Origin of the sequence: Enterocloster clostridioformis (assembly GCF_020297485.1) — a bacterium.
Taxonomy (GTDB): domain Bacteria; phylum Bacillota; class Clostridia; order Lachnospirales; family Lachnospiraceae; genus Enterocloster; species Enterocloster clostridioformis.
Genome location: NZ_JAIWZC010000001.1, coordinates 3,714,993 through 3,741,244 on the forward strand (window position 1 = coordinate 3,714,993; position 26,252 = coordinate 3,741,244).

The window sequence follows — 26,252 nt, forward strand, 5'->3', positions numbered from 1 at the left end:
TCTTAGAATGAATAATGAAAACAACAGGTGGGTTAGGTCGAGGTCTCTTTAGTTCTGTGATGATATCTATTCAGCCATATGATAAATGTTTATGACATCGTCCTTATAGAGTGTTTTAAAGAACCCTACATGTCCTCCTCCTGTGGCAACGCATTTCTCTGCCATTTCCTCAATCTGGCCTTCGGTTGGCTGAATTCCCAGCTCGGTCATGGATGTAGGCATGCCCAGTCTGCGGCACCAATCTTCCCATGCCTCAATTCCCTTTAAAGCGGTTCCCTCTAAATCGTGAAAGTCCATGGGAACATCAAACACATTGACAGCAAACTGGGCGAAACGGGCCGGATTTACTTTATAAACATACCTTGCCCAGCTCCCCCAAATAGCGCAAAGCCCGGCTCCGTGGGCAACGTCAAACATGCCGCCCATCTCATGTTCAATCTTGTGAGAGGCAAAGTCAGATACTCGGCCAGTGCCTGTGAGACCGTTGTGGGACAGGCTTCCGGCCCACATGAGATCAGCCCGGGCATTATAATTATCAGGTTCCTTCATGGCCAGAAGAGCTGCCTCACGGACAGAAACCAGCAGGCCTTCTGCCATGCGGTCAATAAGCTCTACATGTTCCGTATTAGTAAAGTAGCGTTCCATGGTGTGCATCATGATATCGGTGGCACCGCTGGCCGTCTGATACGGCGGCAGTGTGTAGGTCAGTTCCGGATTCATAATGGCAAAGAGAGGACGGGCACAGTCGTGGTTGTAGGAACGTTTAAGCATTCCCTCCTCAATGGTGATAACCATGGAGTTGCTTGTTTCAGAACCTGTGGCCGCAATGGTGGAAATACATCCAAGGGGAGCAATTCTGTTGGTGGTAACGCGGCCCATGAGAAGATCTTCTACATCAAAATCATTAGCAAGTCCGTATGCAATTCCCTTGGCGGAGTCAATGGGACTTCCGCCGCCGATAGCTAAAATAAAATCGATGCCTTCCTTTCTGCAGAGCTGTATACCTTCTTTGACCAGGCCAAGTCTGGGATTAGGTACCACGCCGCCCAAATCCACATATCCGATACCACAGTCAGACAGGCTCTTATGGACCCGGTCTAGAGTACCGTTTTCATACAGGTATGTACCGCCGAAGTGAATCAAAACTTTTTTAAAGCCTCTGTCCTGAATCTCTTTTCCAACCTCTTCTTCGGTTCCTTTGCCGAAAATCACTTTTGTAGGATTGTAAAATTCAAAATTATTCATAGTATCCTTTCCTCCGTTTTAAAATCAAAGCTGTTGGTGTCATCTGTTTCGGACCTATTATAGTATGAAAACTGATTGATAGAATAATCAAAAGATTGCATCTTCATGGTGCAGGAAAATGTCGAATTGGAAAAGAGTATGAAAATATACCAAATAATCTGGGCTGAGGGGGATGATAAGAAAGAAAAACAGGTAATTATGCATATTTATATACGCAGTAATATTAAAAATAATCTAAATTTGCACTATCATGGTGCAACCAAATGGTTTTTCTATGGTAAAAATGGGTGATATACTTAAGGTACAGTCGGACGGAGGAATGAAACTGAGGCAGAAAAGGAGCGAGAAATACCTGAGATTTACTGTCGGCTGTTAATTGGTAAGGAGGATGGATGATGGATTTAAGCAGTATGGTAAACCAGAAACTGGTTCAGTTTGAATATCAGGCGGCCAGTAAGGATGAGGTAATACGTTCTGTTGGCCAGATGATGGCAGAGGCTGGAATTGTTAATGATAAGGAAAAGTACATAGAGGCGGTATTTAAGAGGGAAACGGAATGCGCCACGGGAATCGGAATGGGGGTTGCCATTCCTCATTGCAAGAGTGATGCGGTCAATGATGCCGCGTTTGCATTAATAAAACTTAAAAATCCCATTGAATGGGGATCCTTAGATGGTGAGCCGGTAAAATTTGTGATACAGCTGGCGGCGCCTGACAGCGCAGATAATGTTCATCTGCGTATGCTTTCACAATTGGCCAGAGATTTAATGGATGATGATTTTAGAGATGGTTTGCTTTGCGCCTCATCCATTGAAGATATTAAAAAATGTTTTAAGAAAGGGGATTAAATATGTATATTGTATGCGTAACAAGCTGTCCGGTAGGAATTGCCCATACTTATATGGCTGCTGCTAACCTTGAAAAAGCAGTTAAGGCAAAGGGGCACGAAGTGAAGGTTGAGACTCAGGGAGCCCAGGGCGTGGAAAACGAGATTACCGCGGAGGATATAGGACGTGCGGATGGATGCATCATTGCAAGTGATGTCCGTATTAAAAATTCCGGAAGATTCGAACCTGTACCCACACTGACGGTAGGTGTAAGCGAAGCGGTTAAAGATGCAAAAGCAATAGTAGAAGAATTACTGGAGGCGATTTCATAATGGCAGAGATAAAAAGAAAAACAAACACAAAGAAAAGTCAGGGAATGTTTATTAAGGATTCTATTATGACAGGTATTTCTTATATGATTCCTGTTATTGTAGGCGGGGGTGTTCTCCAGGCAATCGCCAAGATGATGGGTGGTTACGATATCGGAAGCCATATGCAGGAGATTGATACCCTTGCCAAGGTTATTATGTTGATTGGTCAGTCACTGATGAACTTTACGGTCCCGGCTATCGCGGCATTCATTGCATATGCAATGGCTGATAAGCCAGGTATAGCACCAGGTCTTGCAATGGGCGCTCTTGCCAACTCTATTAACACCGGTTTCGTAGGGGGTGTTGTAGGCGGATTGCTGGTGGGATATATTGTTATCGCATTTAAAAAACTAAAAGTGCCAAAGGCATTATCCGGTATCATGCCGATTATGATTATACCTACATTTGCAACCTTGATTTCAGGCCTTTTGATGTATTATGTATTTGGTGTGCCGATTAAGGCATTTATGGGAGCGCTTACCGGAATGCTTTTATCTTTAAGCACAGGTTCAAAGTTTGTAATGGGCGCAGTGATTGGCGCAATGATCTGTTTTGATCATGGCGGTCCCATCAACAAGACAGCCGCTCTGTTTGTAAACGGACTCAACGCAGATGGTTTCCTGATTCCTACCTCAGCTAAAATGTGTGCAGGTATGACGGCGCCCTTGGGTATTGCTCTTGCAACGGTTCTGGGCGGTAAGAAGAAATTCAGTCCAGGTGAGCGTGAGCAGGCGAAATCATTGGCAATCCTGTCCTGCTGTTATGTACAGGAAGGTGTTATCCCGTTCCTGATGAAAGATCCGGTACGAGTGGCTATCTCCTGCATGACAGGTGGCGCCATCACCGGCGGTCTGTGTATGGTGACGGCACTGGAATCCCCGGCTGTTCACGGCGGTGCTTTTGTTATCGCCATGACTTCTAATCCTCTTTTGTTTATCGGACTGTGGACTCTGGGAGCCTGTGTTACCGGCGTTCTGTATGCGATTCTCAGAAAGCCGCTGCCGGAAGGATATGTGGACGAGGATATGGATAGTCCGCTGCTGTAATATAGCAGCTACAATACCGGAAAGAAGGAATGTGTAATGTATGTATCAATGAAAGAAATGCTGTGGAATGCCCATGAGAATAACTATGCGGTCATGGCCATCAATTGTGTTAATATGGAGCAGGCCAAGGCTATCATCCAGTCTGCCTCAGAGGAACATTCCGCTGTTATTATCAATATTTCCCCGAGGCAAATGAAAGCTCATGGACATGGGAATATCATGGCTCCTATGATTAAGAACATGGCAGAAAAGGTTCCGGTGCCGGTTGCGTTTAATTTAGACCACGGTGCCAATCTGGAGGATATAACCTATGCCATGGAATGCGGATTTTCCAGTGTAATGATTGATTCCTCCAGCTACGAATTCGAGGAGAATGTCAGGAGGACCAAAACAGTGGCGGCCTTGGCTCACGGTATGGGTTTGTCCTGCGAGGCAGAACTGGGCCATGTGGGAATGGCAAACCAGTCGGATAATACCAGAACTGACCTTTATACAAATCCGGAACAGGCAAAGGAATTCGTAGCCAGAACCCACTGCGATTGCCTGGCTGTTGCCATCGGTACAGCCCACGGAAGCTATCCAAAGGGATTTGTGCCAAAACTGGACTTTGACCGGCTGAGGCTTCTCAAGGATACTCTTAAGATGCCGCTGGTTCTTCACGGCGGTTCAGGGGCAGGGGATGAAAATATTAAAAAAGTAGTTGGATGCGGAATTAACAAAATTAACGTATGTACAGATTTGTTTAAGCATGCAAGACAGGCCATGGCCGATGCCATTGCCGCTGATCCGTCTATTGATTATATGGATGTGTGTATGGTAGCCCAGGAAGCCATGAAGGTGTTTATCAAGAGATATATGCGGCTGATAGGTTCCAGTGGGCGTTATACCTTTGAAAAGGACCAGGGACCGGAGCTGGATTGAAAAATATAATCCTTAAATAAGAGACAGGCAAGAATTTTCGCTTACAAACGATGGGGGTGTTGCAAAACTAGCTAATGCTAGTTGCGACACTCCCTTGCCATTTATGAGCTGTCCATTACAAATCGGTTTTCCTCAGGCATATTTATTATTACCGCACCAGGCTGCCATCCGTCCTCACCGTCACAACCTGCCACGGTATGAACTTCCCGCTGGCCTGGAGTGCGCGTTTCGCTGCATTTTCAATACCGCCGCAGCATGGAACCTCCATGCGGACAATGGTGACATCCCTGATATCATTGAGACGGATGATTTCCGTCATCTTTTCAGAGTAATCCACCATATCCAGCTTCGGGCATCCTATCAGGGTGATGCGTCCGGCTATAAAATCATTGTGGAAATTGCCATAAGCAAAGGCAGTACAGTCAGCGGCTATCAAAAGACGGGCATCCTTAAAATAGGGGGCCTGGACAGGAGCCAGTTTAATCTGCACAGGCCACTGGGACAGCCGGCTCTCCATGGAAACGGTTTTTTCCGGGAAAAGGGTTCCTGTGGAGACAGTGTTTTCCCTTGCTTCCCTGGCAATGCTCCGGGACCGGCTTCCCGGACATCCGCTGTGATGAGGTGCTGCAAATGGGGAAACGGCGGAAGGGGAGACATTGGAGGAGACACCGGCGGAAGGGCAGGGGGCTGCGCCGGATGCATTCCGGCCCTGGGCCATGCGGGCTTTTACAGCTGCCTCGTCATAGGCAGCGGCCTCCCGTTCCTCAAAGGTAATGGCCCCGGTAGGGCAGGTGGGCAGACAGTCTCCGAGGCCGTCACAGTAATCATCCTTTAAAAGCCTGGCTTTTCCATCCACCATTCCGATGGCTCCTTCGTGGCAGGCGGCGGCACATGCGCCGCATCCGTTGCACAGGTCTTCATTTATCTTAATAATTCTTCTAATCATTCCTTTATCCTCCTTGTTGCAAAACAGTAAATTGTTGTTATGCTGGAAGTATACTATGGATAACGGGAAATGTATGTTGTTATGACAACATCTCATCTGCTGATTTTTACCATATTTTTTAAAGCAGGCAGGACAGCGGGAAAATGATGGCAATGGCCGGAAGAATATTTAAGACCTTGGTCCGCTTGATACCTGCAATTTTCAAACCCACTGCCAGGGTGATGATTCCCCCGCAGGCCTTAAAATTAGCCAGCATGGTGTCGGTGACCAGGGGGAGTATGTAAGAAGCACCTCCAAACAGCAGGATACCCACGGCAAACTGAGGCACGGCAATAAAGCCCACCAGATAGCCGGCTGTGGTCCCGAAGATAATGGCTGTAAAAAAGTCCATGACGGCCTTGGCATAGAGGATGGAATGGTCCCCGGTCATGGCTGAGTTCATGGCGCCAAATACCCCGGTTCCGCTGAAACAGAACAGGATTATCATACTGATTAACACATCCATCTGTTCGTCATCCAGTGTCAGGGGAAGCTGTTCCTCCAGCCGGTGAAGCCCCTTTAGCAGGTTATCCTCCAGGTTCAGAAGTTCTCCTATGACAGTTCCCACAATAAGGGCCAGCACCACGGCAGACAGACTTTTTAACATGATAATAAGGCTGATTCCCATGGTAATGGCTGACAGGCCAAAGATATTGGGGAGAGCTTCCTTTAATTTCTGAGGAAAATGGTTTTTTAAAAATGCCCCCAGCACACCTCCCAGGAATACGGCAATGCAGTTGGTTATGATTCCATATGGCATATGACAGTTGTCTCCTTTGCTGATATTTGTTCCAATGTTTACTTCGCGGGTTCTCCTGTATCAAAATTCCGCTGCATTCTTAAATATAGTTCCCGGAACAGTTCCATAAATTCCTGTACCTTTTCAGGCGGGATATCCCGGAATGTATCCTCTTCCAGTCTGGAAAATGCCTCTGTTACTTTCTGCCCCATCTCTTTCCCGCTGCCAGTCAAATAAATATAAAAAGAACGCCGGTCGCCATCCGTCCGTCTCCGTTCAATAAGGGATTTTGCCTCCATTCCGTTGAGTACGGATGTGAGGGTGGCGGCCTCTATGTGACAGGCGTCTGCAATCTCCCTCTGGTTTGCTCCATCATGGGCCATGAGATAGTCCAGGACCTTGGGCTGGCCGGGTGTCAGGCCGGTATGGTTTAGCTGGGCCATAAGCTGCTTTAAATAAATGGCATGGCCTGACATTAACAGATAATGAAAATTCATGGATAAACGGACCGCCTTTCACAATAATTAGAATCCTAACCATTATAATTCTAACTATAGGCGGTGTCAACCGATTTCCGCATCCCTGCCCTTCCGCACCTCTGCGCCCCCTTTATTCCTCTGTATCCCCCCCTCCCAGCATCACCCCCCCGCATCCCACCTGCAGTCCTTACAATCTTCTTAATTCTTATTATATATCAATATTAATTTATCGATTATCAATAAATAAATATTGAAAAATAATATAAACGGTGTTATATTCCAATTAAGGATTTTGAATAGAATTTCGAGTAAGGAAAAAGCCCTCCAAGGGGCACATAAGCAATACAGAAAGGTGGATTGTAGTATGAATATGCGTTTGGTAAGATTTACAAAGGGGCTTCTGGACATCATGTTTTATGTGGGGATGGCCATAACAGTGGCGATTCCGGTTCTTTTTCATTATGTAGGCATGTATATTGAGAAGTTCAGGACCTATTATGTGGTCCAGTGTGTGCTATACATGGCATCCGGGGTGCTGGCTCTTTTGCTTGTGCTGGAGCTGCGGCGGATGTTTGCCACTGTGCTGGCAGATGATGCATTTGTCATGGAAAATGCGGCGTCCTTAAAGCGAATGGGAAAATACAGCTTCCTCATAGCCTTCCTGTCCATTCTGCGTCTTTTTGTGGCATTTACTCCGGCCACAGCAGTGATTATTATTGTTTTTTCAATAGCGGGTCTTTTCTGTTTCGTGCTTTGCCTGGTATTTGAACAGGCAATACGTTACAAGCAGGAAAATGATTTGACCATATAGACAGGGAGGATTGGCATGGGAATTGTAATCAATTTGGATGTGATGATGGCCAGGAGAAAAAAGGGCCTGAAGGAATTGTCCGCGGAAGTGGACATTACCATGGCGAATCTGTCCATCCTGAAAAATAATAAAGCAAAGGCGATCCGGTTTTCAACCCTGGAGGCGATCTGTAAGGCCCTGGACTGCCAGCCGGGAGACATATTAAGTTATGAAAAAGAGGAAGGAGAGGACGAGAATGGAAGATAAGATGTATTTGAACGCGGCAGCCCAGGGGGAAGTAAGCGGCAGAGGGGACCGGACAGAGGAAAAATTGGGCGGACGTCTGCAGCGGATAGGAAGGGATTTTGGATTTTTCGGGGTACTCAGCATCTTTTATGGCGTAAGCGCCAGTTTCTGCCTTTTTAGAAATCCTCTGGGGATTACAGTCCCTTTGTTTGTGGCAGTGACCTATGGGGCGGCATTTCTGATATTCAGGAAAATGGGAGTGGTCATTAAAAAGGATTCTTATCTGCTGGCAGCAGTATCTCTGCTGATTGGGCTCTCCACCTGTTTTACGGGAAATATGGCAGTTGGGTACTATATGAACCGGCTGGCCCTGATTCTTTTGTTCTGCATATTCATCCTACACCAGTGTCATCAGGATAATAAGTGGAATATAGGAAAATATATGGCCTCCATTATTCTGTATCTGGCTCAGGCCGTGGGTATGGTTTTCTATCCCTTCCGCCATTTAGGGGAATATATACTGTCCTTGAAGGATAAACGGAGCCGGAATGTGTTCCGGCTGCTGGCCGGCGCCTGTGCGGCTATCCCGGCCGTCATATTCCTGTGCGTGCTTTTGTCAGGGGCGGATATGGTATTCAGGAATATGCTGTCAGTTGTCATTTCAAAGTTTCTCAATCCGGTTACCCTGTTCCTGGTGGTGCTCCAGACCATATTCTGGTCACTGGCCATGTACTGCCTGGTTTGCAGCGCCTATGGGGGAAGCATCAGTGACGGTATGGTCAATGTACGCAGGCATTCGCCGGTGGCAGCGGTCAGCTTCATGGCCATGGTAGGTTTTGTGTACCTGGTATTCTGCGTCATTCAGATTGTGTACCTTTTTATGGGAAAGGGAAGCCTGCCCCTGGGAATGACATATTCCCAGTATGCCAGGCAGGGATTTTTCCAGCTTCTCTTTGTGGCTGTCCTGAATCTTGTGATGGTGCTCATGTGCCTTAAGTATTTTCGTGAACATGCCCTGTTAAACGTTTTTTTGCTGTTGGTCAGCCTTTGTACCTATGTGATGCTGGCATCTGCCGTGTACAGGATGGTGCTGTATGTGCAGCAGTATCAGCTGACATTTCTCAGAATCCTGGTGCTGTGGTTCCTGGCCATGCTGTTTGTGCTGATTGCGGGGGTGGTAATTCTTATTTTTAATCACGATTTCCCTTTGTTCCGGTTCTGCCTGGCAGTAGTATCTTCCTTCTATCTAGTGTTCGCGTGGGCGCGTCCGGACTATATAACGGCCCGTTATAATGTATCCCACAGAGACAACATTGCCCGGGAAGAACAGAATGACTTTATGCGCCTTTCCACGGATGCTGCCCCTGCCCTGGAGGGAATGGCGGATTCTGCGATAAAGGAGCGCCTGCTGTCCTGGTATGCCGGAAGATATGAGGTATGGGATGACGGGGAGCCAATGGGACTTCGGACCTGCAATTTTTCAGTTCTGAAAGCCAGATCGTATCTCAAAAGTCATTAAGGCTGCCAGGAAACCGGCGCAGGAGGTTCATGCAGGGTACAGCTATAAGCAGAAAACTCTGAGAATCCCTCTATGAATCCGATGGTTTTTCATGTATACTATGAAAAGAAAAACGCGGATGATATGGAGTTGACTATATGAAAATAGCAGTGATGGGATACAGCGGTGCGGGAAAATCCACACTGGCTAAGAAACTGGGCAGGCTCTATGACTGCCCTGTTCTGTATTTGGACAGGATACAATTTGAACCCGGATGGAAAGAGAGGGACCGGGAGGAGGCGAAGCGTATGGCAGAGGCATTCCTGGACGAGAATCAGGACACGGGCTGGATTATTGACGGCAACTACGCAAAATTCTGCCAGGAACGGCGTCTGGAGGAAGCGGACCTCATCGTTTTCATGGATTATACCAGAAGAATCTGCCTGTGGCAGGCAGTAAAACGGTATTTGGAGTACAGAGATAAAACCAGGGAGAGCATGGCCGAAGGCTGCCGTGAGAAGATTGACTGGGACTTCGTGAAATGGATTCTCCGTGACGGGCGGGATGAAGCCCACAGTCATCAGTCCATTAAAGCCAGATATCCGCATAAGACGCTGGTGGTCCGCAATCGGAAACAGTTAAAGGACAGCATGACAAGGCTGATATTACGGAGCCGTGAGAGGACATTGTGATGAAACAGGAAGAACTTCTGATTAACCGCCTGGCTGCTTATGCCGGTTCGGACATGTATCCCTTCCATATGCCCGGGCATAAGCGCATGCCGGGCCCTATGGACAGCTTTGCCAATCCCTGGACAGTGGACATAACGGAGATTGACGGGTTTGATAATCTTCACCACCCGGAAGGAATCCTGAGGGATTCCATGAAATGGGCGGCGGATGTCTACGGGGCGGACCAGACCTATTATCTGATTAATGGAAGTACCAGCGGGATTCTTGCCGCTGTATGCGGAGCAGTACCCAGAGGCGGCAGAATCCTGGTGAGCAGGAACTGCCATAAATCCGTGTACCACGGAATTTATCTGAATCAGCTTAAAACCTCCTATGTTTATCCACAGGAGATAGAAGGATTGGGGATACAGGGAGGAATCACGGCGGAAGATGTGGACAGGATGCTTAAGCGGTATATGGACACACAGGCAGTCCTCATTGTATGCCCCACCTATGACGGAATCGTATCCGACATAGAGGCCATTGCCCAAATCGTTCACAGGGCAGGACTTCCGCTGATTGTGGATGAAGCCCATGGAGCCCATTTCCGGTATGACGCCATGTTTCCGGCGTCCGCACTGGACCTGGGGGCAGATGTGGTGATTCAGAGCGTGCATAAGACCCTTCCCAGCCTGACCCAGACAGCTCTGCTCCATATTAAGTGCAACCGGCCGGGCGGCGGATGCTATGCTGACCGGGAGCGCATTGACCGGTATCTTCACATGGTACAGAGCAGCAGTCCTTCCTATTTGCTCATGGCCAGCATAGAAAACAGTATATTCCAGATGGAACATATGGATATGACGTCCTATGGGAGACAGCTTCACAAGCTGCGGTCGGGGCTGGGTCAGATGAGGCATCTGCGCCTGGCGGATACAGGAATCATAGGACAGGCAGGAATCAAGGACCTGGATATCTCTAAAATCGTGGTTTCAACCAGGGGAACGTACCTGGTTTCACAGGAAAATGGAGATACCGGCTTTACCGGCGCCCGGCTGGACGATATTCTGCGCAGGGAATATCATCTGGAGATGGAAATGTGCGGAGCTGATTACGTGACAGCCATTACGACGGCCATGGACAGCGCACAGGGCCTGGAACGCCTGGGGGATGCACTGACCCGGATTGACAGCTGTTTGGCATCCCGCGGTTCGGATGCCCGCAGGAAAAACGGCAAAGAGCCTGTCACGGGAACGGATGATAAATCAGGTGGAGAGGATATGCACAGAGGCAGTGTATACAGTATGCGGTGTGACACGGCCATGTCCATGGGTGAGGCCATGGACAGAAATATGAAGTCCGTTGGTCTGGAGGACAGCGCAGGGTGTATTTCCGGGGAGTTTGTTTATATCTATCCGCCGGGCATACCCATTGTGGCTCCGGGGGAATGGATTAGCGGGCCCACCCTGGAGGTGATTCTGGAATACAGGGATAAGGGGCTTCCGGTGCAGGGCCCTGCGGACAAGTCCCTCAGGACTATCCGCATAGTTCAGAAGGACTGACGGGATATCAGGAAGAATGAAACAGAAAAAGGGACGGAACAGAAAGACTGAATGAGATAAGAAAGTGCAGTGTGAATCATGGGAAAAATATTTTATGTCATGGGCAAGAGTGCCTCCGGAAAAGATACCATATATAAGAGGCTCCACAGCAGGATGCCGGAACTTAAGACGGTTACCATGTATACAACCAGACCCATACGGGACGGGGAACAAAATGGGGTGGAGTATTTTTTTGTGGACCGTTCTTATCTGGAACAGTGCAGGAAGGATGGTATTTTGATTGAGTGCCGGACCTATGACACGGTTTACGGCCCGTGGAGTTATTTTACAGCTGACGATGGGCAGATTGATTTGAAAACAGGCAATTATCTGATTATGGGTACCCTGGAATCCTACGGGAAGATGCGTGCTTATTATGGAGAGGAGGCCCTTGTCCCGCTCTATATTTATGTGGAGGATGGATTGAGGCTGCGGCGGGCTCTGGAACGGGAACAGCAGCAGACCGTGCCTAAGTATAAGGAAATGTGCAGACGTTTCCTGGCAGATGAGGAGGATTTCAGCCCAAGCCATCTGGAAGAGAGCAGCATAACAAGGCAGTATGAAAATGTGGTGCTGGAGGATTGTCTTAGGGAGATTGTGCAGGAGATTGAGGGGATTTGTCATAGGGAACAAGATATAGGACAGCCGGAATTTCAGAATATCTGAAAACGGTCATTATAAAATACGTGCTGTGAATGCCGACTGGATTCGGCTTTCGCAGCACGTTATTTTTGTATGAAAAATATTACAAAAAAATCACTGCTTTACCTGGCCTCAGATACTGTGCACCGGCTTCTGAGGCCTGCCAGTCTGGGGATTTTCCAGATTATATTCATTAATCTTATTAAACAGCTGCCTGGCGCTGATTCCCAGCTTATAGGCAGTGGCTGATATGTTCCACCCCATCTGGTTTAAGACCCACTGCAGGTACTCCTTCTCACTGCGACGCTTGAATTCCCGCCAGGGCACGATGCCCGCCTGGGTGAAGGAGCTGGAAGTACTGTCGTCATCCGTTGTCTTCAGATTATAGAGAATGGGAATACCTTCCGTGGTGATGACATGGTTCTTGGAGAGGACCACCATTCGGTCCACATGGTTTCTCAGCTCCCTGATGTTGCCCGGATAATCATAATTAATAAGGAAATCCCAGGCTTTCTCGTCAATGCGGTCGATTCTGATTTGATTCACTCTCTGGGATTCCTCCAGGAAGAAGTGAATCATGTCCACCAAATCCTCCTTCCTTTCCTTAAGGGCGGGGATGCGGATGACAATGGTGCTGATACGGTAGAAGAAATCCTCCCGGAAGGTACTGTTGCGCACCTTGGCCACCAGGTCGCGGTTGGTAGCTGTTATCAGCCGGAAATCCAGCTGTTTGCTGTTGTTGCCGCCGATTCGTTCAATTCTCTTTGTCTCAATGGCGCGCAGCAGCTTGACCTGGGTGGTCAGGTTGATGTCGCCCACCTCGTCTAAGAACAGGGTGCCTTTATCCGCCAGCTCAAACTTACCGGCCCGGCCCTTGATGGCGCCTGTAAACGCGCCCTGCTCATGGCCAAACAGCTCTGCTTCCAGAAGGGATTCCGTATAGGCATTACAGTTGACCGCTATGAGCGGCATGTCGGAACGGCGGCTGCAGGCATGTATGTACTGGGCAGCCACATCCTTGCCGGAACCGGATTCCCCAATAAGGAGGACGTTTACATTGGATGCTGCCACACGTTCGCAGTCTTCCAATGCCCTCCGGTAGGCAGGGGATTTTGTGTTGAAAAAAAACTTTTTTTTCATATCGTTTTCGTCCATAAGCGGGTCTCCTGTAGTTAGATTTTCAAATTTTATTAATTATGTATAAAATTGAGAAAAAAATAACATAAAAATTGTAAAAGAAGGGAAAAATGAATGACAAAAATAAAAAGAATCCCTCTCTACCCCCTATTATAGCTGAAATTTATTTCACTATCAAGAAAAATAGTTCACGAAAAAAAGAAATTTAAAAAAAGTAAGAAGTTAAAAGAATGACAAAATAGACAATATAGAAAACCTATAAAGGACGGAAAAGCAATAGAAAAAATGAATTTTCATTGGTTAAAAGATAAAAAATAAAAAAAAATCCCACTTTAGAAAAAGTTGGCACGATAATTGCTCTATTATTATGTGGAATGGAATCCTATGCCTAATAAATTAAGAAAGATTCAAAGGGTGAAACATCATGTACATCGTAGTGACAAACAACATGAAGTGCAGGGACAGATATCAGGACAAATTAAAAGTGGACTTCCTGGAAAATGGTTCCTACATTGATGTGTTAATCAAGGTGAGAAACTATATACATAAAGGTTATCGCCTGGAAACCCATCCTATGGCAGGGAGCCTGAAGCCTAACCAGATTCCTTACAAAACAATCATAATTTCCGACTCTGAGGTTGAAAGAGAAGAATTTTACCAGTTTGAGATGGTGATGGAGAACAGTATTCAGTCCTGTGAGAAATTCATGAAGGACAGACGGACTCCTGATTGGCCGGAAAATATACTGGAAGACTTCAGGGACGTTGATTTATCTTTGATTGAAGGAGCTGTAAAAAAATAATATACAAGGAGGAGTGATTAGATGAAACTTGAGTTGGGGTTCGTTCAGATTAACGACATTCAGTTTGCATCTGAATCAAAAGTGGAAAACGGAACTATTTATGTTAATGCAGAAGAGTTAAAGGCACTTTTGTTGGAAGATGAGAACCTGAAGTCTGTTGAGTTTGAGATTGCAAAACCAGGAGAGAGTGTCCGTATCATGCCGGTAAAGGACGTGATCGAGCCACGTGTAAAAGTCAACGGAGGTGGAAACTTATTCCCGGGCGTTATTTCCAAGGTGGAGACAGTGGGAAGCGGAAGAACCAACGTATTAAAGGGTTCCGCGGTTGTTACCACAGGTAAGATTGTCGGCTTCCAGGAAGGTATCATCGATATGTGCGGCGAGGGAGCGAAGTACACACCATTCTCCCAGTTAAACAACCTGGTTGTTGTATGCGAGCCAATCGACGGACTTGCAAAGCATGCTCATGAGAAGGCTGTCAGATTCGCAGGCCTGAAGGCTGCTGATTACATCGGCAAGCTGGCTAAGGACGTAGAGCCTGATGAAGTTAAAGTATATGAGACCTGTTCCGTTAAAGAGGGAATTGAAAAGTATCCTGAGCTTCCAAGAGTAGCTTACGTACTTATGCTTCAGAGCCAGGGCCTGATGCATGATACATATGTATACGGCGTAGATATGAAACAGTCCTTGCCAACCATCTTAAACCCGACCGAATTAATGGACGGCGCTGTTTTAAGCGGTAACTGCGTATCTGCGTGCGACAAGAACACAACCTATCACCACCTTAATAACCCTGTTGTCGCAGACTTATTTGAACAGCACGGAAAGACCCTGAACTTTGTAGGTGTCATCATCACCAACGAGAACGTATACCTTGCCGACAAGATGCGTTCTTCTGACTGGACATCCAAGCTTTGCGAGTTCTTAGGCGTTGACGGCGCTATCGTTTCCCAGGAGGGCTTCGGTAACCCGGATACTGACCTTATCATGAACTGCAAGAAGATTGAAGGAAAAGGCGTTAAGACTGTTATCATTACCGATGAGTACGCAGGACGCGACGGAGCTTCCCAGTCCCTGGCAGATGCAGATGCAAGTGCCAATGCGGTTGTTACAGGCGGAAACGCAAACATGGTTATCAATTTACCGGCAATGGACAAGGTAATCGGCTATCCTGAGGTAGCTGATATCATTGCAGGCGGATTCGACGGAAGCTTACATGAAGACGGCTCCATTGTTGCTGAGCTTCAGGTAATCACAGGAGCAACAAATGAGATGGGCTTCAATAAATTAAGTGCCAGATAGGAGGATAAGATGTCAAAGTTAAGAATTGTTCATTATATTAACCAGTTCTTCGCTAACATCGGCGGCGAGGAAAAGGCTGATTACCAGCCGGAATTAAGAGAAGGCATTGTAGGCCCTGGTATGGCGTTCAACCAGGCATTTGGAGATGAGGCAGAAATCGTGGCTACCGTTATCTGCGGCGACTCCTATTTCAACGAGAACGTTGAAGCTGCTAAGAAGACCATTCTGGATATGATCAGCAGCCAGAAGCCAGACGCAGTTATCTGCGGACCGGCATTTAATGCAGGACGCTACGGCGTTGCCTGCGGTACCGTTGCACTGGCAGTTAAGGAAGAATTAAACATTCCGGTTCTGACAGGTATGTACAAAGAAAACCCGGGCGCTGATATGTACAAGACAAAAGTATATATCGTTGAGACCAGGAACAGCGCAGCCGGCATGAGAAGTGCTGTTGCCACCATGGCTCCTCTGGCAATTAAGCTTGCCAAGGGTGAGAAGCTTGGTTCCTCCAAGGAAGAGGGCTATATGCCAAACGGCATCCGTGTCAACTTCTTCGAGGACAAGAGAGGCTCTCAGAGAGCAGTTGAGATGCTGGTTAAGAAGCTGGCCGGCAAGGAATTCACAACCGAGTTCCCAATGCCTGATTTCGACAGGGTAGATCCTAATCCGGCTGTTAAGGATATGGCTCATGCAAAAATCGCTTTGGTTACCTCCGGCGGTATTGTACCAAAGGGCAATCCGGACCACATCGAGTCCTCCAGTGCTTCCAAGTACGGCAAGTATGACATAGACGGTGTCATGGACCTGACAGAGGCCACATATGAGACTGCTCACGGCGGATACGACCCGGTATATGCAAACGAAGACGCAGACAGAGTCCTTCCTGTTGACGTTTTAAGAGAATTTGAAAAAGAAGGAAAAATCGGCAGCCTGCACAGATATTTCTATACTACAGTTGGCAACGGTACATCCGTAGCTAACGCTAAGAGATTCGCTGCAGAGTTCGCACAGGAGCTGAGGAATGACGGGGTAGACGCGGTCATTCTGACCTCTACCTGAGGTACCTGTACACGTTGCGGTGCAACGATGGTAAAAGAAATTGAAAGAGCAGGAATCCCAGTAGTTCATATTGCAACTGTAGTTCCGATTTCGCTGACAGTAGGAGCTAACCGTATTGTTCCTGCTATCGCTATTCCTCATCCTCTTGGCAATCCTGCATTGACCATGGAAGAAGAGAAGGAAATCAGGAGACATATACTGACAAAGGCTCTGACAGCACTGGAGACCCCGGTTACAGAGCAGACTGTATTTGAGTAAACTGAAAGTTCGACATCCGTAAAAAAGAACATTGCCGGGTCCCTCCAATGGTGCTAAAGTTACCATGGTATGATTCAACAACGTTCTGAAAATGGTGTAATTGCACAAAAAAAGAGTTTGCAAACTGTTTATTTGATGATAAAATGTAATTTGAAGCGGCATTTTGTGAACCCTGAAATTCAATTGATGTGTAAGGAGATATTCTGATGGACAAGATTTATGATGTCATCATTCTGGGTGCGGGTCCTAGCGGACTTGCAGCCGGAATCTATGCGGGAAGAGCGCGTCTGGATACGCTGCTCATTGAAAAAGGAAAAGACGGCGGCCAGATTGCCATCACAGACGAGATTGAGAATTATCCTGGACAGATGGTAGACGGCGAGAGCGGTCCTTCCCTGATTGAAAGAATGACCAAGCAGGTCGAGAAATTTGGTGCTGAGCGTGTCTGCGATACCATTGTCAGCGTTGATATCGAAGGCCCGGTAAAGACACTGGTTGGCAGCAACGGAACTTATAAGGCACGTACCCTGATCATCGCTACCGGCGCTTTCCCAAGGCCAATCGGCTGCAAGGGCGAGGGCGAGTTCATGGGCAAGGGCGTTTCCTACTGCGCAACCTGCGATGCTTCCTTCTTCGAGGGTCTGGAGGTATTCGTAGTTGGCGGCGGCGATTCTGCTGTTGAGGAAGCCATGTACCTGACAAAGTTTGCAAGAAAAGTTACTGTCATCCATCGCCGTGATGAACTGCGTGCAGCAAAATCCATCCAGGAGCGCGCGTTCAAGAATCCTAAGCTGTTCTTCATGTGGGACACGGTTGTGGAAGAGCTTCACGGAGACGGCATCCTTTCCGGCATGACTGTTAAGAATGTTAAGACAGGCGAGCTTACAAGAATCGATGCAGACGAAGACGACGGCCTGTTCGGCGTATTCGGCTTCATCGGATACAACCCAAGAAGCGAACTGTTTGAAGGCAAGTTAGAGATGGACCGCGGATACATCAAGACCGACGAAGACATGCACACCAATGTGGAAGGCGTGTACGCGGTTGGCGATATCCGCGTAAAGAGCTTAAGACAGGTTGTTACTGCTGCTGCAGACGGAGCAATCGCTTCCATGCAGGTTGAGAGATGGCTTGCAGAGCAGAAATAAGTGATTCATAGTTGAGAATAGGGAGGTAATACCAATGGTAGATTTAACCAAGGACAATTTTGAAGAAGAAGTATTGAAGGCTGAAGGCACAGTACTGGTTGATTTTTATGGCGACGGATGCGTACCCTGCGCGGCGCTTATGCCACATATCCATGCTATGGAGGGTGATTACGGCGATAAGATTAAATTCACCTCTTTAAACACCACCAAGGCACGCCGTCTGGCAATCGGACAGAAGATTCTTGGTCTTCCTGTTATCGCTATCTACAAGGGCGGCGAGAAGGTTGCTGAGTGCGTTAAGGACGATGCAACTGTTGAGAACATCAAGGCTATGATTGAGGCTAACTTATAATTTGTCCTCAGATAACTGCATTATTTTACTAGCAACCGTCAATACTGACGTTTGTCTATATTATGGTGCCGGGCTAATACCCGGCGGCCAAATCAAATACCAAAAATAAAACAAGGAGGAAAACGGATATGGCAATTTTGAAAGACAAAAAGGTCATTATCATCGGAGACCGTGACGGTATTCCGGGACCAGCCATAGAAGAATGCGTAAAGACCGCAGGCGCTGAAGTTGTATATTCTTCAACTGAATGCTTCGTCTGAACGGCCGCTGGTGCTATGGATCTGGAAAATCAGAAGAGAGTTAAAGATTTCGCTGAGCAGTATGGCCCAGAGAACATTGTAGTTGTTCTTGGAGCAGCAGAGGGTGAGGCAGCTGGTTTAGCTGCAGAAACCGTTACAGCAGGCGATCCAACTTATGCAGGTCCGCTAGCAGGAGTCCAGTTGGGACTAAGTGTATTCCATGTTTGTGAGAACGAGATCAAAGATGAGGTTGACAGCAGCGTTTATGACGATCAGATCAGCATGATGGAGATGGTTATGGACGTTGATGACATCGCTAAGGAGATGTCTTCCATCAGAGAGCAGTATTGCAAATATTTATAATTAAAATGTAATTCCCCTGGAGGCTCTTCATGGGGGCTCCGGGGGGTTTTGTGTAATAAAGGGGTTTTTATTGCACAACTATGCTAGTACTGCATTGCGCAAGTTCCAGTATGATACATAGCTGTACTTTGCAGCGGCCGCGCGAAGACGGCCGCGGACTGAGACTTGCGCAACGCAGTACTAGATGTCATAAATTATGGTGAGGTGAAGGAATGAACGGTTATGCAGTTTTAAAGGGTGCCAGCTATACATTGGCGGTTACACCTGATATGGTTATTCACAATGGTACAACACAGACAACAGAGATGATTGTTAATCCTGAGTCGGAATATTTGAAGGAGCTTCCAAGCCACCTTAGAAGTTTTGAGGATGCCGTTAACTATATGCCGAACCAGGTATATATTGGCAATGAAAAGCCACAGAAAATGGCTGAAGTTGGATTTCCATGGTATGACAAATTAATGGATGGGGCCAGCAAGGACGGCAAGTACGGAGAGATTATGCCTGAGGATGAGTTCTACGGCCTGATTCAGATCTGCGACGTATTTGACCTGGTTAAACTGGAAAAGGGATTTGCAGCTGACATTAAGGCAAAGCTGGATGCACATCATATGTTCACAGACGAGCATGTAGCAATCCTTGATAAGAACAGTGAGACAACACAGGAAGAAATCGCTGCTCTGGTAAATGACGAGCACGCAGAGCCGCTGTACTTCAACAATGCACTGGTTGGCGCTGTTAAGAGAGCTCATGACGTGGATGTTAACTTATCCGCACACGTTATGTTAGAGAACCTGGTAACAAAGGCTTCTAATGTATTATCCTTACTTAACTTGGTAAAAAAAGCAGGAGTTAATCCCGCTGACATAGATTATGTTGTTGACTGCTGCGAGGAAGCCTGCGGCGATATGAACCAGAGAGGCGGCGGCAACTTTGCAAAGGCAGCCGCTGAGGTTGCCGGATTTGTTAATGCAACCGGTTCTGACGTAAGAGGTTTCTGCGCAGGGCCAGCTCATGCAATGCTTCATGCAGCTGCCCTGGTAAAGGCAGGAACATTCAAGAACGTTGTGGTTACGGCAGGCGGCTGTACCGCTAAATTAGGTATGAACGGCAAGGACCATGTGAAGAAGGGACTTCCGATTCTGGAAGACGCTATCGCAGGATTCTCCGTATTAGTAAGTGCTGACGACGGCGTAAACCCACAGATCAGAACTGATATCGTAGGACGCCATACAGTTGGAACAGGATCCGCTCCTCAGAACGTTATATCTTCCCTGGTAACTAATCCTCTGGATGAGGCTGGTTTAAAGATTGTGGATATCGACAAGTACTCTCCTGAGATGCAGAATCCGGACATCACAAAGCCGGCAGGCGCAGGCGATGTTCCTGAGGCTAACTACAAGATGATTGCTGCTCTTGGCGTTAAGAGGGGCGAATTACAGCGCAATGAGATTGCGGATTTCGTTAAGGAGCATGGTATGACCGGCTGGGCTCCAACCCAGGGACATATTCCTTCAGGCGTTCCTTACCTTGGACTTCTGAGAGACGAAATTCTGGCAGGCGAGACAAAGCGCGCCATGATTATCGGTAAGGGAAGCTTATTCCTTGGAAGAATGACCAATCTGTTCGACGGCGTATCCTTCGTGGTTCAGGCCAACGATGGTTCTGCTTCAAAGGAGAGCGGCGGTGTAGATGAGAGCAAGGTAAAGGCTATGATTGGCCAGGCCATGAGAGCGTTTGCCCAGGGTCTGATGGGCGAAGAGGAATAATTTTCACCGAGAGAAAGGAAATAAGTTATGTCTGATAAGAAAATAAAAGCTATGATTGCTAATACTTTTCTTGAGGTGGCCGATGCTCTTGAAACAGGACAATATGGCAAAAAGCCGGTTATCGGCTTCGCCTCAGAAGGCAGCGAACATGGCCAGGATAATATAGAAGAAGCCATGAAAATTGCCGAGATGAAGGGACTTAAGGCTGTCCTGATCGAGGGGGAAGACCTTCATAAGAAGATGGAAGAAATGCTGGATTCCGGCGAGATCGACGGCGCTGTAACCATGCATTATCCATTCCCCATCGGTGTGTCCACAGTGGGAAAGGTTATCACCCCGGGCAAGGGAAAACCTATGTATATTGCCACCACCACAGGTACGTCCGACACAGACCGTATCAGCGGCATGGTTAAGAACGCAATCTATGGAATCATTGCGGCAAAGGCTGACGGCGTGAAAAACCCGACCGTAGGCATTGCCAACATTGACGGCGCCCGCCAGACAGAGAAGGCACTTCTCAAGCTGGCTGAGAACGGCTATGATATTAACTTCGCAGAGTCTGTAAGGGCTGACGGCGGTATTGTCATGAGAGGAAATGACCTGTTGGGAGGAACTCCTGATATCATGGTTATGGATTCCCTGACAGGCAACCTGATGATGAAGGTGTTCTCATCCTACACCACAGGCGGTAATTACGAGTCCTTAGGATTCGGTTACGGTCCCGGCGTGGGCGAGGGATATGACCGTCTCATCATGATCGTGTCGCGTGCTTCCGGCGCGCCTGTCATTGCAGGAGCCATGGAGTTCGCCACCAACCTGGTCCGCCATGACTGGAAGAAGGTTGCTGATGAAGAATTTGAGAAGGCTAACGAGGCCGGACTTAAGGATATCATCAATGAGCTGAAGTCCGCGGGCAGGAAGGACGCAGGCGCGGCATCCGAGGAAGTGAAGATGCCTCCTAAGGAAGTAGTTACTTCACAGATTCCGGGTATCGAGGTAATGGACCTGGAGGACGCTGTTAAGGCGCTGTGGAAAGCCGGTATCTATGCTGAGAGCGGCATGGGATGCACAGGCCCCATCGTACTGATGTCTGATGCCAACAAGGATAAGGCACATGAGATTCTGAAGGCAGCCGGATACGTCAGCTAAATATATACCGGTCTGGCTGTACGGGCCTGATATCATAAATAAAGCCATTCATTCATAAGTTATACATGTTCCGTACCCGCGAAACAACGTTTTCGCGGGGCGGAAACTCAGAAGAAGCTTAAGTTTTCGCGATAACTTTTTCGGAAGTTACGGATTGACATACAACTGAATACATGATAGTATATTTAAGCTAAATGCTATCCAAAGGATATGGAGGTTGATAGGTTGCTGGTGTGCCTCGCGGTCTTCAAAACCGTTGTGGGGGGTTAAGAGCCCTCTGGGTGGGTTCGATTCCCACCTCCTCCGTTTAAACCATATCTGTAGTGGAGGTAATATATGATGGAAGATAGAAGAGAGTTACTCCGAAAGATTCCGAAGATAGACGAGGTGCTGCAGGATGAGCGTCTCTTTTTTTTTACGGAAAGTACGCCCAGAGCAGTGATTGTGGAATCGGTCAGGGAAGTCACCCAGGAGTTGAGGAAGGATATCCTGGAAGGCAGAAGGAATCAGGTGGGTACCAAGGAAACACTGATGACAGAAATCGTGGCCCGCATTACAGGCAAGAAGAAAAAGAGCCTGCGGCGCGTCATCAATGCAACAGGGGTGGTGCTTCACACCAACCTGGGAAGGGCAAATCTATCGGACAAGGCATGCGAGAGCATCATGGACGTAGCCAGGAACTATACCAATCTGGAATATGATGTGAAGCGCGGCTCCAGAGGATCCCGCCATGACCATGTGGAGAAAATCCTGACCAAGATTACCGGGGCGGAAGCCGCCATGGTGGTCAACAACAACGCGGCGGCAACCATGCTCTGTCTCTCCGCCCTGGCAAAGGACAAGGAGGTCATTGTCTCCAGAGGGGAGCTGGTGGAAATCGGCGGTTCCTTCCGTGTGCCGGAAATCATGGAACAGAGCGGCGCCAAGCTGATGGATGTGGGAACCACAAACAAGACTAAGCCCTCGGACTATCTGAACGCCTACCACGAAGGTGAGACCGGCGCACTGATGAAGGTCCACACGAGTAATTACAGGATACTGGGATTCACCCAGGAGGTGGAGCTTCCTGAGATGGTGGAGCTGGGTAAGAAATTAAATCTTCCGGTTATCTACGATATGGGAAGCGGTCTCATGGCTGACCTTACAGACTATGGGGTGGACGAGCCCACGGTTCTGGACGCCTTAAAGACCGGCATAGACGTGATTCTGTTCAGCGGGGACAAGCTGTTAGGCGGACCCCAGGGCGGTATCATCGCAGGAAAGAAAGAGTTCATTGATAAAATGAAGGCCCATCCCATGGCAAGGGCATTTCGGGTGGACAAGATGACGCTGGCGGCCATGGAGGCTACCTTCTTTGAGTATTCGGATATCCGCCAGGCCCGCAGGACCATACCGGTGCTGAACATGATAACCACGCCGGCCGGAGAGCTTAAGGACAGGGCAGAGAGGCTGGCCGGGGACATCCGCAGTGCGGTCCATAACTTCACCGTGGAGGTGGAGGCGTGTAAGGACCAGGTAGGGGGAGGCTCCGCGCCCACCGTGCTATTGGACGGATATGCGGTGGCCGTTCAGGGAAAAACATTGGCGCCGGAAAAGATTGAGCGCCTTCTTCGCAGGGAAGAAATTCCAATTATTGTAAGGATTACCCATAACCAGGTATATCTGGATGTGAGGACCATCAGGGAAGATGAGTTTGAATATATTGTAGCAGCGTTTACCGCAATGGACAGCAGACAGGTTGAGGGGTGATGATATGCAGAATGTGATAGTGGGAACAGCCGGTCATGTGGATCACGGCAAGACATGTCTCATAAAGGCCCTTACAGGGACGGATACGGACAGGCTGAAGGAGGAGCAGAAAAGGGGAATTACCATTGAGCTGGGATTTGCCAACCTGCCCAATGACGCCGGAATCCATATTGGAATCATCGATGTTCCGGGCCATGAGAAGTTTGTGAAAAACATGCTGGCAGGTATTGGGGGCATCGATCTGGTGCTTCTGGTGGTTGCTCTGGATGAAGGCGTCATGCCTCAGACCGTAGAGCATTTTGAGATTCTTAAGATGCTCCATATCAAACAGGGTATTGTGGTATTTACCAAGGCCGACCTGGTGGATGAGGAATGGGCCGGGCTTGTAAATGATGATGTGGACAACCTGGTTAGGGGAACCTTCATGGAAAATGCCGACCGCATTCAGGTATCCGCCTATACCGGAAAAAACATTGATGTGTTAAAACAGATGATAGTGGATAAGGTAAGGGCTGCAGGCGCCAGGCGTCAGGAGAAGGAATTGTTCCGTCTGCCTATAGACCGTGTATTTACCATGGAAGGATTCGGCACAGTTGTCACAGGAACTCTTTTGGAGGGCTGCTGCCAGGTGGGGCAGGAGGTGGAGCTCTATCCCACCGAGAGAACCGTCAAAATCAGGGAGATACAGACCCACGGTCACAGGGTGGACATGGCCTATGCCGGTCAGAGAACGGCCCTGAATCTGGTCAATATCAAGAAGGACGAGATTAACAGGGGAGAGGTTCTGGCTGCCCAGGATTCTCTTTTGAAAAGTCAGTTCATAGACGCTAAGGTACAGTTGTTCTCTTCCACGGACAGAGAACTGAGAAACGGGGACAGGGTCCACATCAACTATGGGTCGGCCCAGGCCATATGCAAGGCAGTGCTGCTTGACAAGGATGTGCTGTCCGCGGGTGAGGAGGCCTATGTGCAGTTCCGGTTTGACGAGCCTGTGGCCGTGAGGAGGAATGACCGGTTCATCATCCGTTTCTATTCTCCCACCATTACCTTTGGCGGAGGCATCGTGCTGGAGGCAGAGGCGTTAAAGCATAAGAGGAATCATGAGGATGTCATTGACAGCCTTCGTATAAAGGAGCTGGGCACTGATTTAGAGGTCCTGGAACTGGAGCTTAAAGAGGAGAGCCGGTACTTCCCTGTTCCTAAGATACTGGCTGCCAAGCTCAACTGGACAAATCAGGAGACAGAGGATCAGCTGGAGGCCCTGGTCAAGGGGAAGAAGGCTGTCCGTCTCAGCGATGGCAGCTATATTCATAAATATTACTGGAATGAAATTACCCAATACGGTACAGAGCTTCTGAATCAGTTCCACAAGGAGAATCCTATTTCCGACGGAATGGAGAAGGAAGAATTTAAAAGCCGTATACTGGATAATTTCAGGATTCAGGAGTCTAAGAAAGCAGATGTCCTTTTAAATGAGATGATAAAGCGCGGCATTACGGTTACCATAGGCAGTGCGATTGCGGCAGCCGGATTTAATGCCGAATATTCCCATGAAATAAAGGGAATGTTAAAGGAGATTGAAGATACCTACTTGATGGCAGGGTATGAGATACCGGCCACAGACGATGTGGTTAACAAGTTTAAGGATAAGAAACTGTCGAAACAGATTGTGAATGATTTGGTAAAGAAGGGCGCATTGGTAAAGATAAATCCTGGTGCCATGATTCACAGGGACAATTGGGAAAAGGCCATGGGGCTTCTTAAGAAATACTTTGAGGACCATCCAACCATTTCACTGGGAGATTACAGGGATCTGCTGGGAACCTCCAGGAAGTATGCTGTTTTGTTCCTGGAGTACTGCGACCAGCAGAAGATAACACGGAAACAGGACGATGTGCGTATCCTTGTCCAGAAGTCGAGGTAGGCGGATATGGAATTCAGACAATTAGAAGCATTCGTAAATGCGGTAAAGTACAAAAGTTTTTCAAAGGCAGCGGACGCCTCCTTTCTGACCCAGCCCACGATCAGCGCCCATATCAATAACCTGGAGAATGAGATGGGGACAACCCTTGTGAACCGGACAGGAAGGGAGATAACCCTGACAAAGCAGGGGGAGCTGTTTTACCCTTATGCCATTGATATGCTCCATACCAGGTCGCAGGCGCTGGCCACGGTACAGGCCCAATGCGAGGCAATGGACGGTGTTCTGGACGTATATGCATCCAGCATTCCGGGTCAGTACTATCTGCCCCGGCTCATAGGGGAGTTTCACGCCAAATGCCCGAAAATCCGTTTTTATGTGGAGCAGTCGGACAGCAAGACAGTGATTGAAGATGTCATGAGCCAGAAGGGCGAGATTGGACTCACAGGCTATAAGATGCATAACAGTCTGGTATATGAGCCTGTCTTTATGGATGAGCTGGTGCTCATTGTGCCTGATACGGAGAAGTATTCCCGATGGAAGAAGGGGAGTACGGTGAGCTTCCGGGACTTTGAACATGAGACCTTCATCCTTCGGGAGGAGGGATCAGGTACAAAACAGGAGATGGAAAAGGCGGAAATTCACGGTGTACCTGTGTTTAAAAACGTGGACGTGATTGCCCGGATGAACAGTACCGAGGCTATCAAACAGGCAGTGGCCGGAGGCCTGGGAATCTCCATCCTGTCCAGGATGGCTGCCGGGGAAAAAGAAGGAACCCACCGGATTAAGTACTTTAAGATAGACGGCCTGGAGAAGAAACGGACTTTTTACATGGTATACAGCAAAAACATACGTCTTTCACCCATAGCGGAAGCCTTCCGGGACCTTGTGATTGACTACAGGGACAGGAACTGGCAGCAGGATATCGGGCGGTTTATGTAAG

The 26,252-nt window shown here is 48.1% G+C and carries 26 protein-coding genes and 1 tRNA gene; 22 read left to right on the plus strand and 5 right to left on the minus strand.

The features are described from left to right. Positions 1 to 66 precede the first annotated feature (66 nt). Positions 67 to 1,245 carry an iron-containing alcohol dehydrogenase gene (locus LA360_RS18695; RefSeq protein WP_022200265.1) on the minus strand — a complete coding sequence of 393 codons (1,179 nt, stop codon included), beginning with the start codon at positions 1,243 to 1,245 and terminating at the stop codon, positions 67 to 69. Positions 1,246 to 1,637: 392 nt separating this feature from the next. Here LA360_RS18695 and LA360_RS18700 point away from each other — a divergent pair, with 392 nt between their 5' ends. From LA360_RS18700 to LA360_RS18715, 4 genes are read left to right on the plus strand one after another with little or no spacing between them, the layout of a single operon-like run. After that, complete coding sequence (locus tag LA360_RS18700; RefSeq protein ID WP_225537614.1) at positions 1,638 to 2,093, plus strand: PTS sugar transporter subunit IIA; 456 nt, start codon at positions 1,638 to 1,640, stop codon at positions 2,091 to 2,093. A gap of 2 nt (positions 2,094 to 2,095) precedes the next feature. Next, on the plus strand, positions 2,096 to 2,404 hold the full coding sequence (locus LA360_RS18705) for a PTS fructose transporter subunit IIB (RefSeq protein WP_002584593.1): 309 nt from the start codon (positions 2,096 to 2,098) through the stop codon (positions 2,402 to 2,404). Next, positions 2,404 to 3,489: a PTS fructose transporter subunit IIC gene (locus tag LA360_RS18710; RefSeq protein ID WP_022200267.1), complete on the plus strand. Its 1,086-nt coding sequence runs from the start codon at positions 2,404 to 2,406 to the stop codon at positions 3,487 to 3,489. The genes LA360_RS18705 and LA360_RS18710 overlap by 1 nt, the downstream gene beginning before the upstream one ends. Before the next feature lie 36 nt (positions 3,490 to 3,525). Further along, on the plus strand, positions 3,526 to 4,410 hold the full coding sequence (locus LA360_RS18715) for a class II fructose-bisphosphate aldolase (protein WP_022200268.1): 885 nt from the start codon (positions 3,526 to 3,528) through the stop codon (positions 4,408 to 4,410). 148 nt (positions 4,411 to 4,558) lie between these two features. On the opposite strand, the gene LA360_RS18720 is transcribed toward LA360_RS18715, so the two are convergent. From LA360_RS18720 to LA360_RS18730, 3 genes are all read right to left on the minus strand, one after another. After that, the gene (locus LA360_RS18720; protein ID WP_022200269.1) at positions 4,559 to 5,356 is read right to left on the minus strand and encodes an ATP-binding protein; all 798 of its coding nucleotides are present in this window, start codon (positions 5,354 to 5,356) and stop codon (positions 4,559 to 4,561) included. Positions 5,357 to 5,474: 118 nt separating this feature from the next. Next, on the minus strand, positions 5,475 to 6,155 hold the full coding sequence (locus LA360_RS18725; protein WP_022200270.1) for a DUF554 domain-containing protein: 681 nt from the start codon (positions 6,153 to 6,155) through the stop codon (positions 5,475 to 5,477). A gap of 38 nt (positions 6,156 to 6,193) precedes the next feature. Continuing rightward, positions 6,194 to 6,631, minus strand: coding sequence for a MarR family winged helix-turn-helix transcriptional regulator (locus LA360_RS18730; protein ID WP_022200271.1), 438 nt, complete (start codon positions 6,629 to 6,631; stop codon positions 6,194 to 6,196). 346 nt (positions 6,632 to 6,977) lie between these two features. On the opposite strand from LA360_RS18730, the gene LA360_RS18735 reads away from it, so the two are divergent. The 6 genes from LA360_RS18735 (at position 6,978) to LA360_RS18760 (ending at position 12,085) form a co-directional block, all read left to right on the plus strand. Continuing rightward, positions 6,978 to 7,424 (plus strand): DUF2975 domain-containing protein, encoded by a 447-nt coding sequence (locus tag LA360_RS18735; RefSeq protein ID WP_022200272.1) that lies wholly within the window; start codon positions 6,978 to 6,980, stop codon positions 7,422 to 7,424. 15 nt (positions 7,425 to 7,439) lie between these two features. After that, positions 7,440 to 7,670 (plus strand): helix-turn-helix domain-containing protein, encoded by a 231-nt coding sequence (locus tag LA360_RS18740; RefSeq protein WP_002584586.1) that lies wholly within the window; start codon positions 7,440 to 7,442, stop codon positions 7,668 to 7,670. Then, the gene (locus LA360_RS18745; protein ID WP_112481472.1) at positions 7,660 to 9,168 is read left to right on the plus strand and encodes a DUF4153 domain-containing protein; all 1,509 of its coding nucleotides are present in this window, start codon (positions 7,660 to 7,662) and stop codon (positions 9,166 to 9,168) included. The genes LA360_RS18740 and LA360_RS18745 overlap by 11 nt, the downstream gene beginning before the upstream one ends. Before the next feature lie 137 nt (positions 9,169 to 9,305). Beyond that, positions 9,306 to 9,839, plus strand: coding sequence for a DNA topology modulation protein (locus tag LA360_RS18750; protein ID WP_002594199.1), 534 nt, complete (start codon positions 9,306 to 9,308; stop codon positions 9,837 to 9,839). Then, complete coding sequence (locus LA360_RS18755) at positions 9,839 to 11,380, plus strand: aminotransferase class I/II-fold pyridoxal phosphate-dependent enzyme (RefSeq protein WP_022202079.1); 1,542 nt, start codon at positions 9,839 to 9,841, stop codon at positions 11,378 to 11,380. Before LA360_RS18750 ends, LA360_RS18755 begins: the two co-directional genes overlap by 1 nt. Positions 11,381 to 11,458: 78 nt before the next feature. Continuing rightward, positions 11,459 to 12,085, plus strand: a complete 627-nt coding sequence (locus LA360_RS18760) for a nucleoside/nucleotide kinase family protein (RefSeq protein WP_057571852.1) — start codon at positions 11,459 to 11,461, stop codon at positions 12,083 to 12,085. A 108-nt stretch (positions 12,086 to 12,193) separates the two neighbouring features. Here LA360_RS18760 and LA360_RS18765 read toward each other — a convergent pair whose 3' ends face one another. Then, complete coding sequence (locus LA360_RS18765; RefSeq protein WP_022202081.1) at positions 12,194 to 13,216, minus strand: sigma-54 interaction domain-containing protein; 1,023 nt, start codon at positions 13,214 to 13,216, stop codon at positions 12,194 to 12,196. A gap of 406 nt (positions 13,217 to 13,622) precedes the next feature. Between LA360_RS18765 and LA360_RS18770 the strand changes: the two genes are divergently transcribed. The 12 genes from LA360_RS18770 (at position 13,623) to LA360_RS18825 (ending at position 26,251) form a co-directional block, all read left to right on the plus strand. Then, entirely contained in the window at positions 13,623 to 14,000 is a 378-nt protein-coding gene (locus LA360_RS18770) for a GrdX family protein (protein WP_112481473.1), read from the plus strand. 21 nt (positions 14,001 to 14,021) lie between these two features. Next, positions 14,022 to 15,302 carry a glycine/sarcosine/betaine reductase component B subunit gene (locus tag LA360_RS18775; protein WP_112481474.1) on the plus strand — a complete coding sequence of 427 codons (1,281 nt, stop codon included), beginning with the start codon at positions 14,022 to 14,024 and terminating at the stop codon, positions 15,300 to 15,302. Between the two features lie 9 nt (positions 15,303 to 15,311). Beyond that, positions 15,312 to 16,619 carry a glycine reductase complex selenoprotein B gene (grdB, locus tag LA360_RS18780; RefSeq protein WP_080633457.1) on the plus strand — a complete coding sequence of 436 codons (1,308 nt, stop codon included), beginning with the start codon at positions 15,312 to 15,314 and terminating at the stop codon, positions 16,617 to 16,619. Positions 16,620 to 16,825: 206 nt separating this feature from the next. Beyond that, positions 16,826 to 17,767, plus strand: a complete 942-nt coding sequence (gene trxB / locus LA360_RS18785) for a thioredoxin-disulfide reductase (protein ID WP_022202085.1) — start codon at positions 16,826 to 16,828, stop codon at positions 17,765 to 17,767. A gap of 34 nt (positions 17,768 to 17,801) precedes the next feature. Continuing rightward, complete coding sequence (gene trxA, locus LA360_RS18790) at positions 17,802 to 18,119, plus strand: thioredoxin TrxA (protein ID WP_002584575.1); 318 nt, start codon at positions 17,802 to 17,804, stop codon at positions 18,117 to 18,119. 128 nt (positions 18,120 to 18,247) lie between these two features. Beyond that, positions 18,248 to 18,721 (plus strand): glycine/sarcosine/betaine reductase complex selenoprotein A, encoded by a 474-nt coding sequence (grdA, locus tag LA360_RS18795; RefSeq protein WP_080567077.1) that lies wholly within the window; start codon positions 18,248 to 18,250, stop codon positions 18,719 to 18,721. 212 nt (positions 18,722 to 18,933) lie between these two features. Then, positions 18,934 to 20,490 (plus strand): glycine/sarcosine/betaine reductase complex component C subunit beta, encoded by a 1,557-nt coding sequence (gene grdC, locus LA360_RS18800; protein WP_002584573.1) that lies wholly within the window; start codon positions 18,934 to 18,936, stop codon positions 20,488 to 20,490. A 27-nt stretch (positions 20,491 to 20,517) separates the two neighbouring features. After that, positions 20,518 to 21,639 (plus strand): glycine/sarcosine/betaine reductase complex component C subunit alpha, encoded by a 1,122-nt coding sequence (grdD, locus tag LA360_RS18805; protein WP_022202086.1) that lies wholly within the window; start codon positions 20,518 to 20,520, stop codon positions 21,637 to 21,639. A gap of 212 nt (positions 21,640 to 21,851) precedes the next feature. Then, positions 21,852 to 21,945: transfer RNA gene (locus tag LA360_RS18810), tRNA-Sec, on the plus strand. Between the two features lie 30 nt (positions 21,946 to 21,975). After that, positions 21,976 to 23,388 (plus strand): L-seryl-tRNA(Sec) selenium transferase, encoded by a 1,413-nt coding sequence (selA, locus tag LA360_RS18815; protein ID WP_002594196.1) that lies wholly within the window; start codon positions 21,976 to 21,978, stop codon positions 23,386 to 23,388. Between the two features lie 4 nt (positions 23,389 to 23,392). After that, complete coding sequence (gene selB / locus LA360_RS18820; RefSeq protein ID WP_002594195.1) at positions 23,393 to 25,312, plus strand: selenocysteine-specific translation elongation factor; 1,920 nt, start codon at positions 23,393 to 23,395, stop codon at positions 25,310 to 25,312. Between the two features lie 6 nt (positions 25,313 to 25,318). Next, the gene (locus LA360_RS18825) at positions 25,319 to 26,251 is read left to right on the plus strand and encodes a selenium metabolism-associated LysR family transcriptional regulator (RefSeq protein ID WP_002594194.1); all 933 of its coding nucleotides are present in this window, start codon (positions 25,319 to 25,321) and stop codon (positions 26,249 to 26,251) included. The last annotated feature ends 1 nt before the right edge of the window (position 26,252 follow it).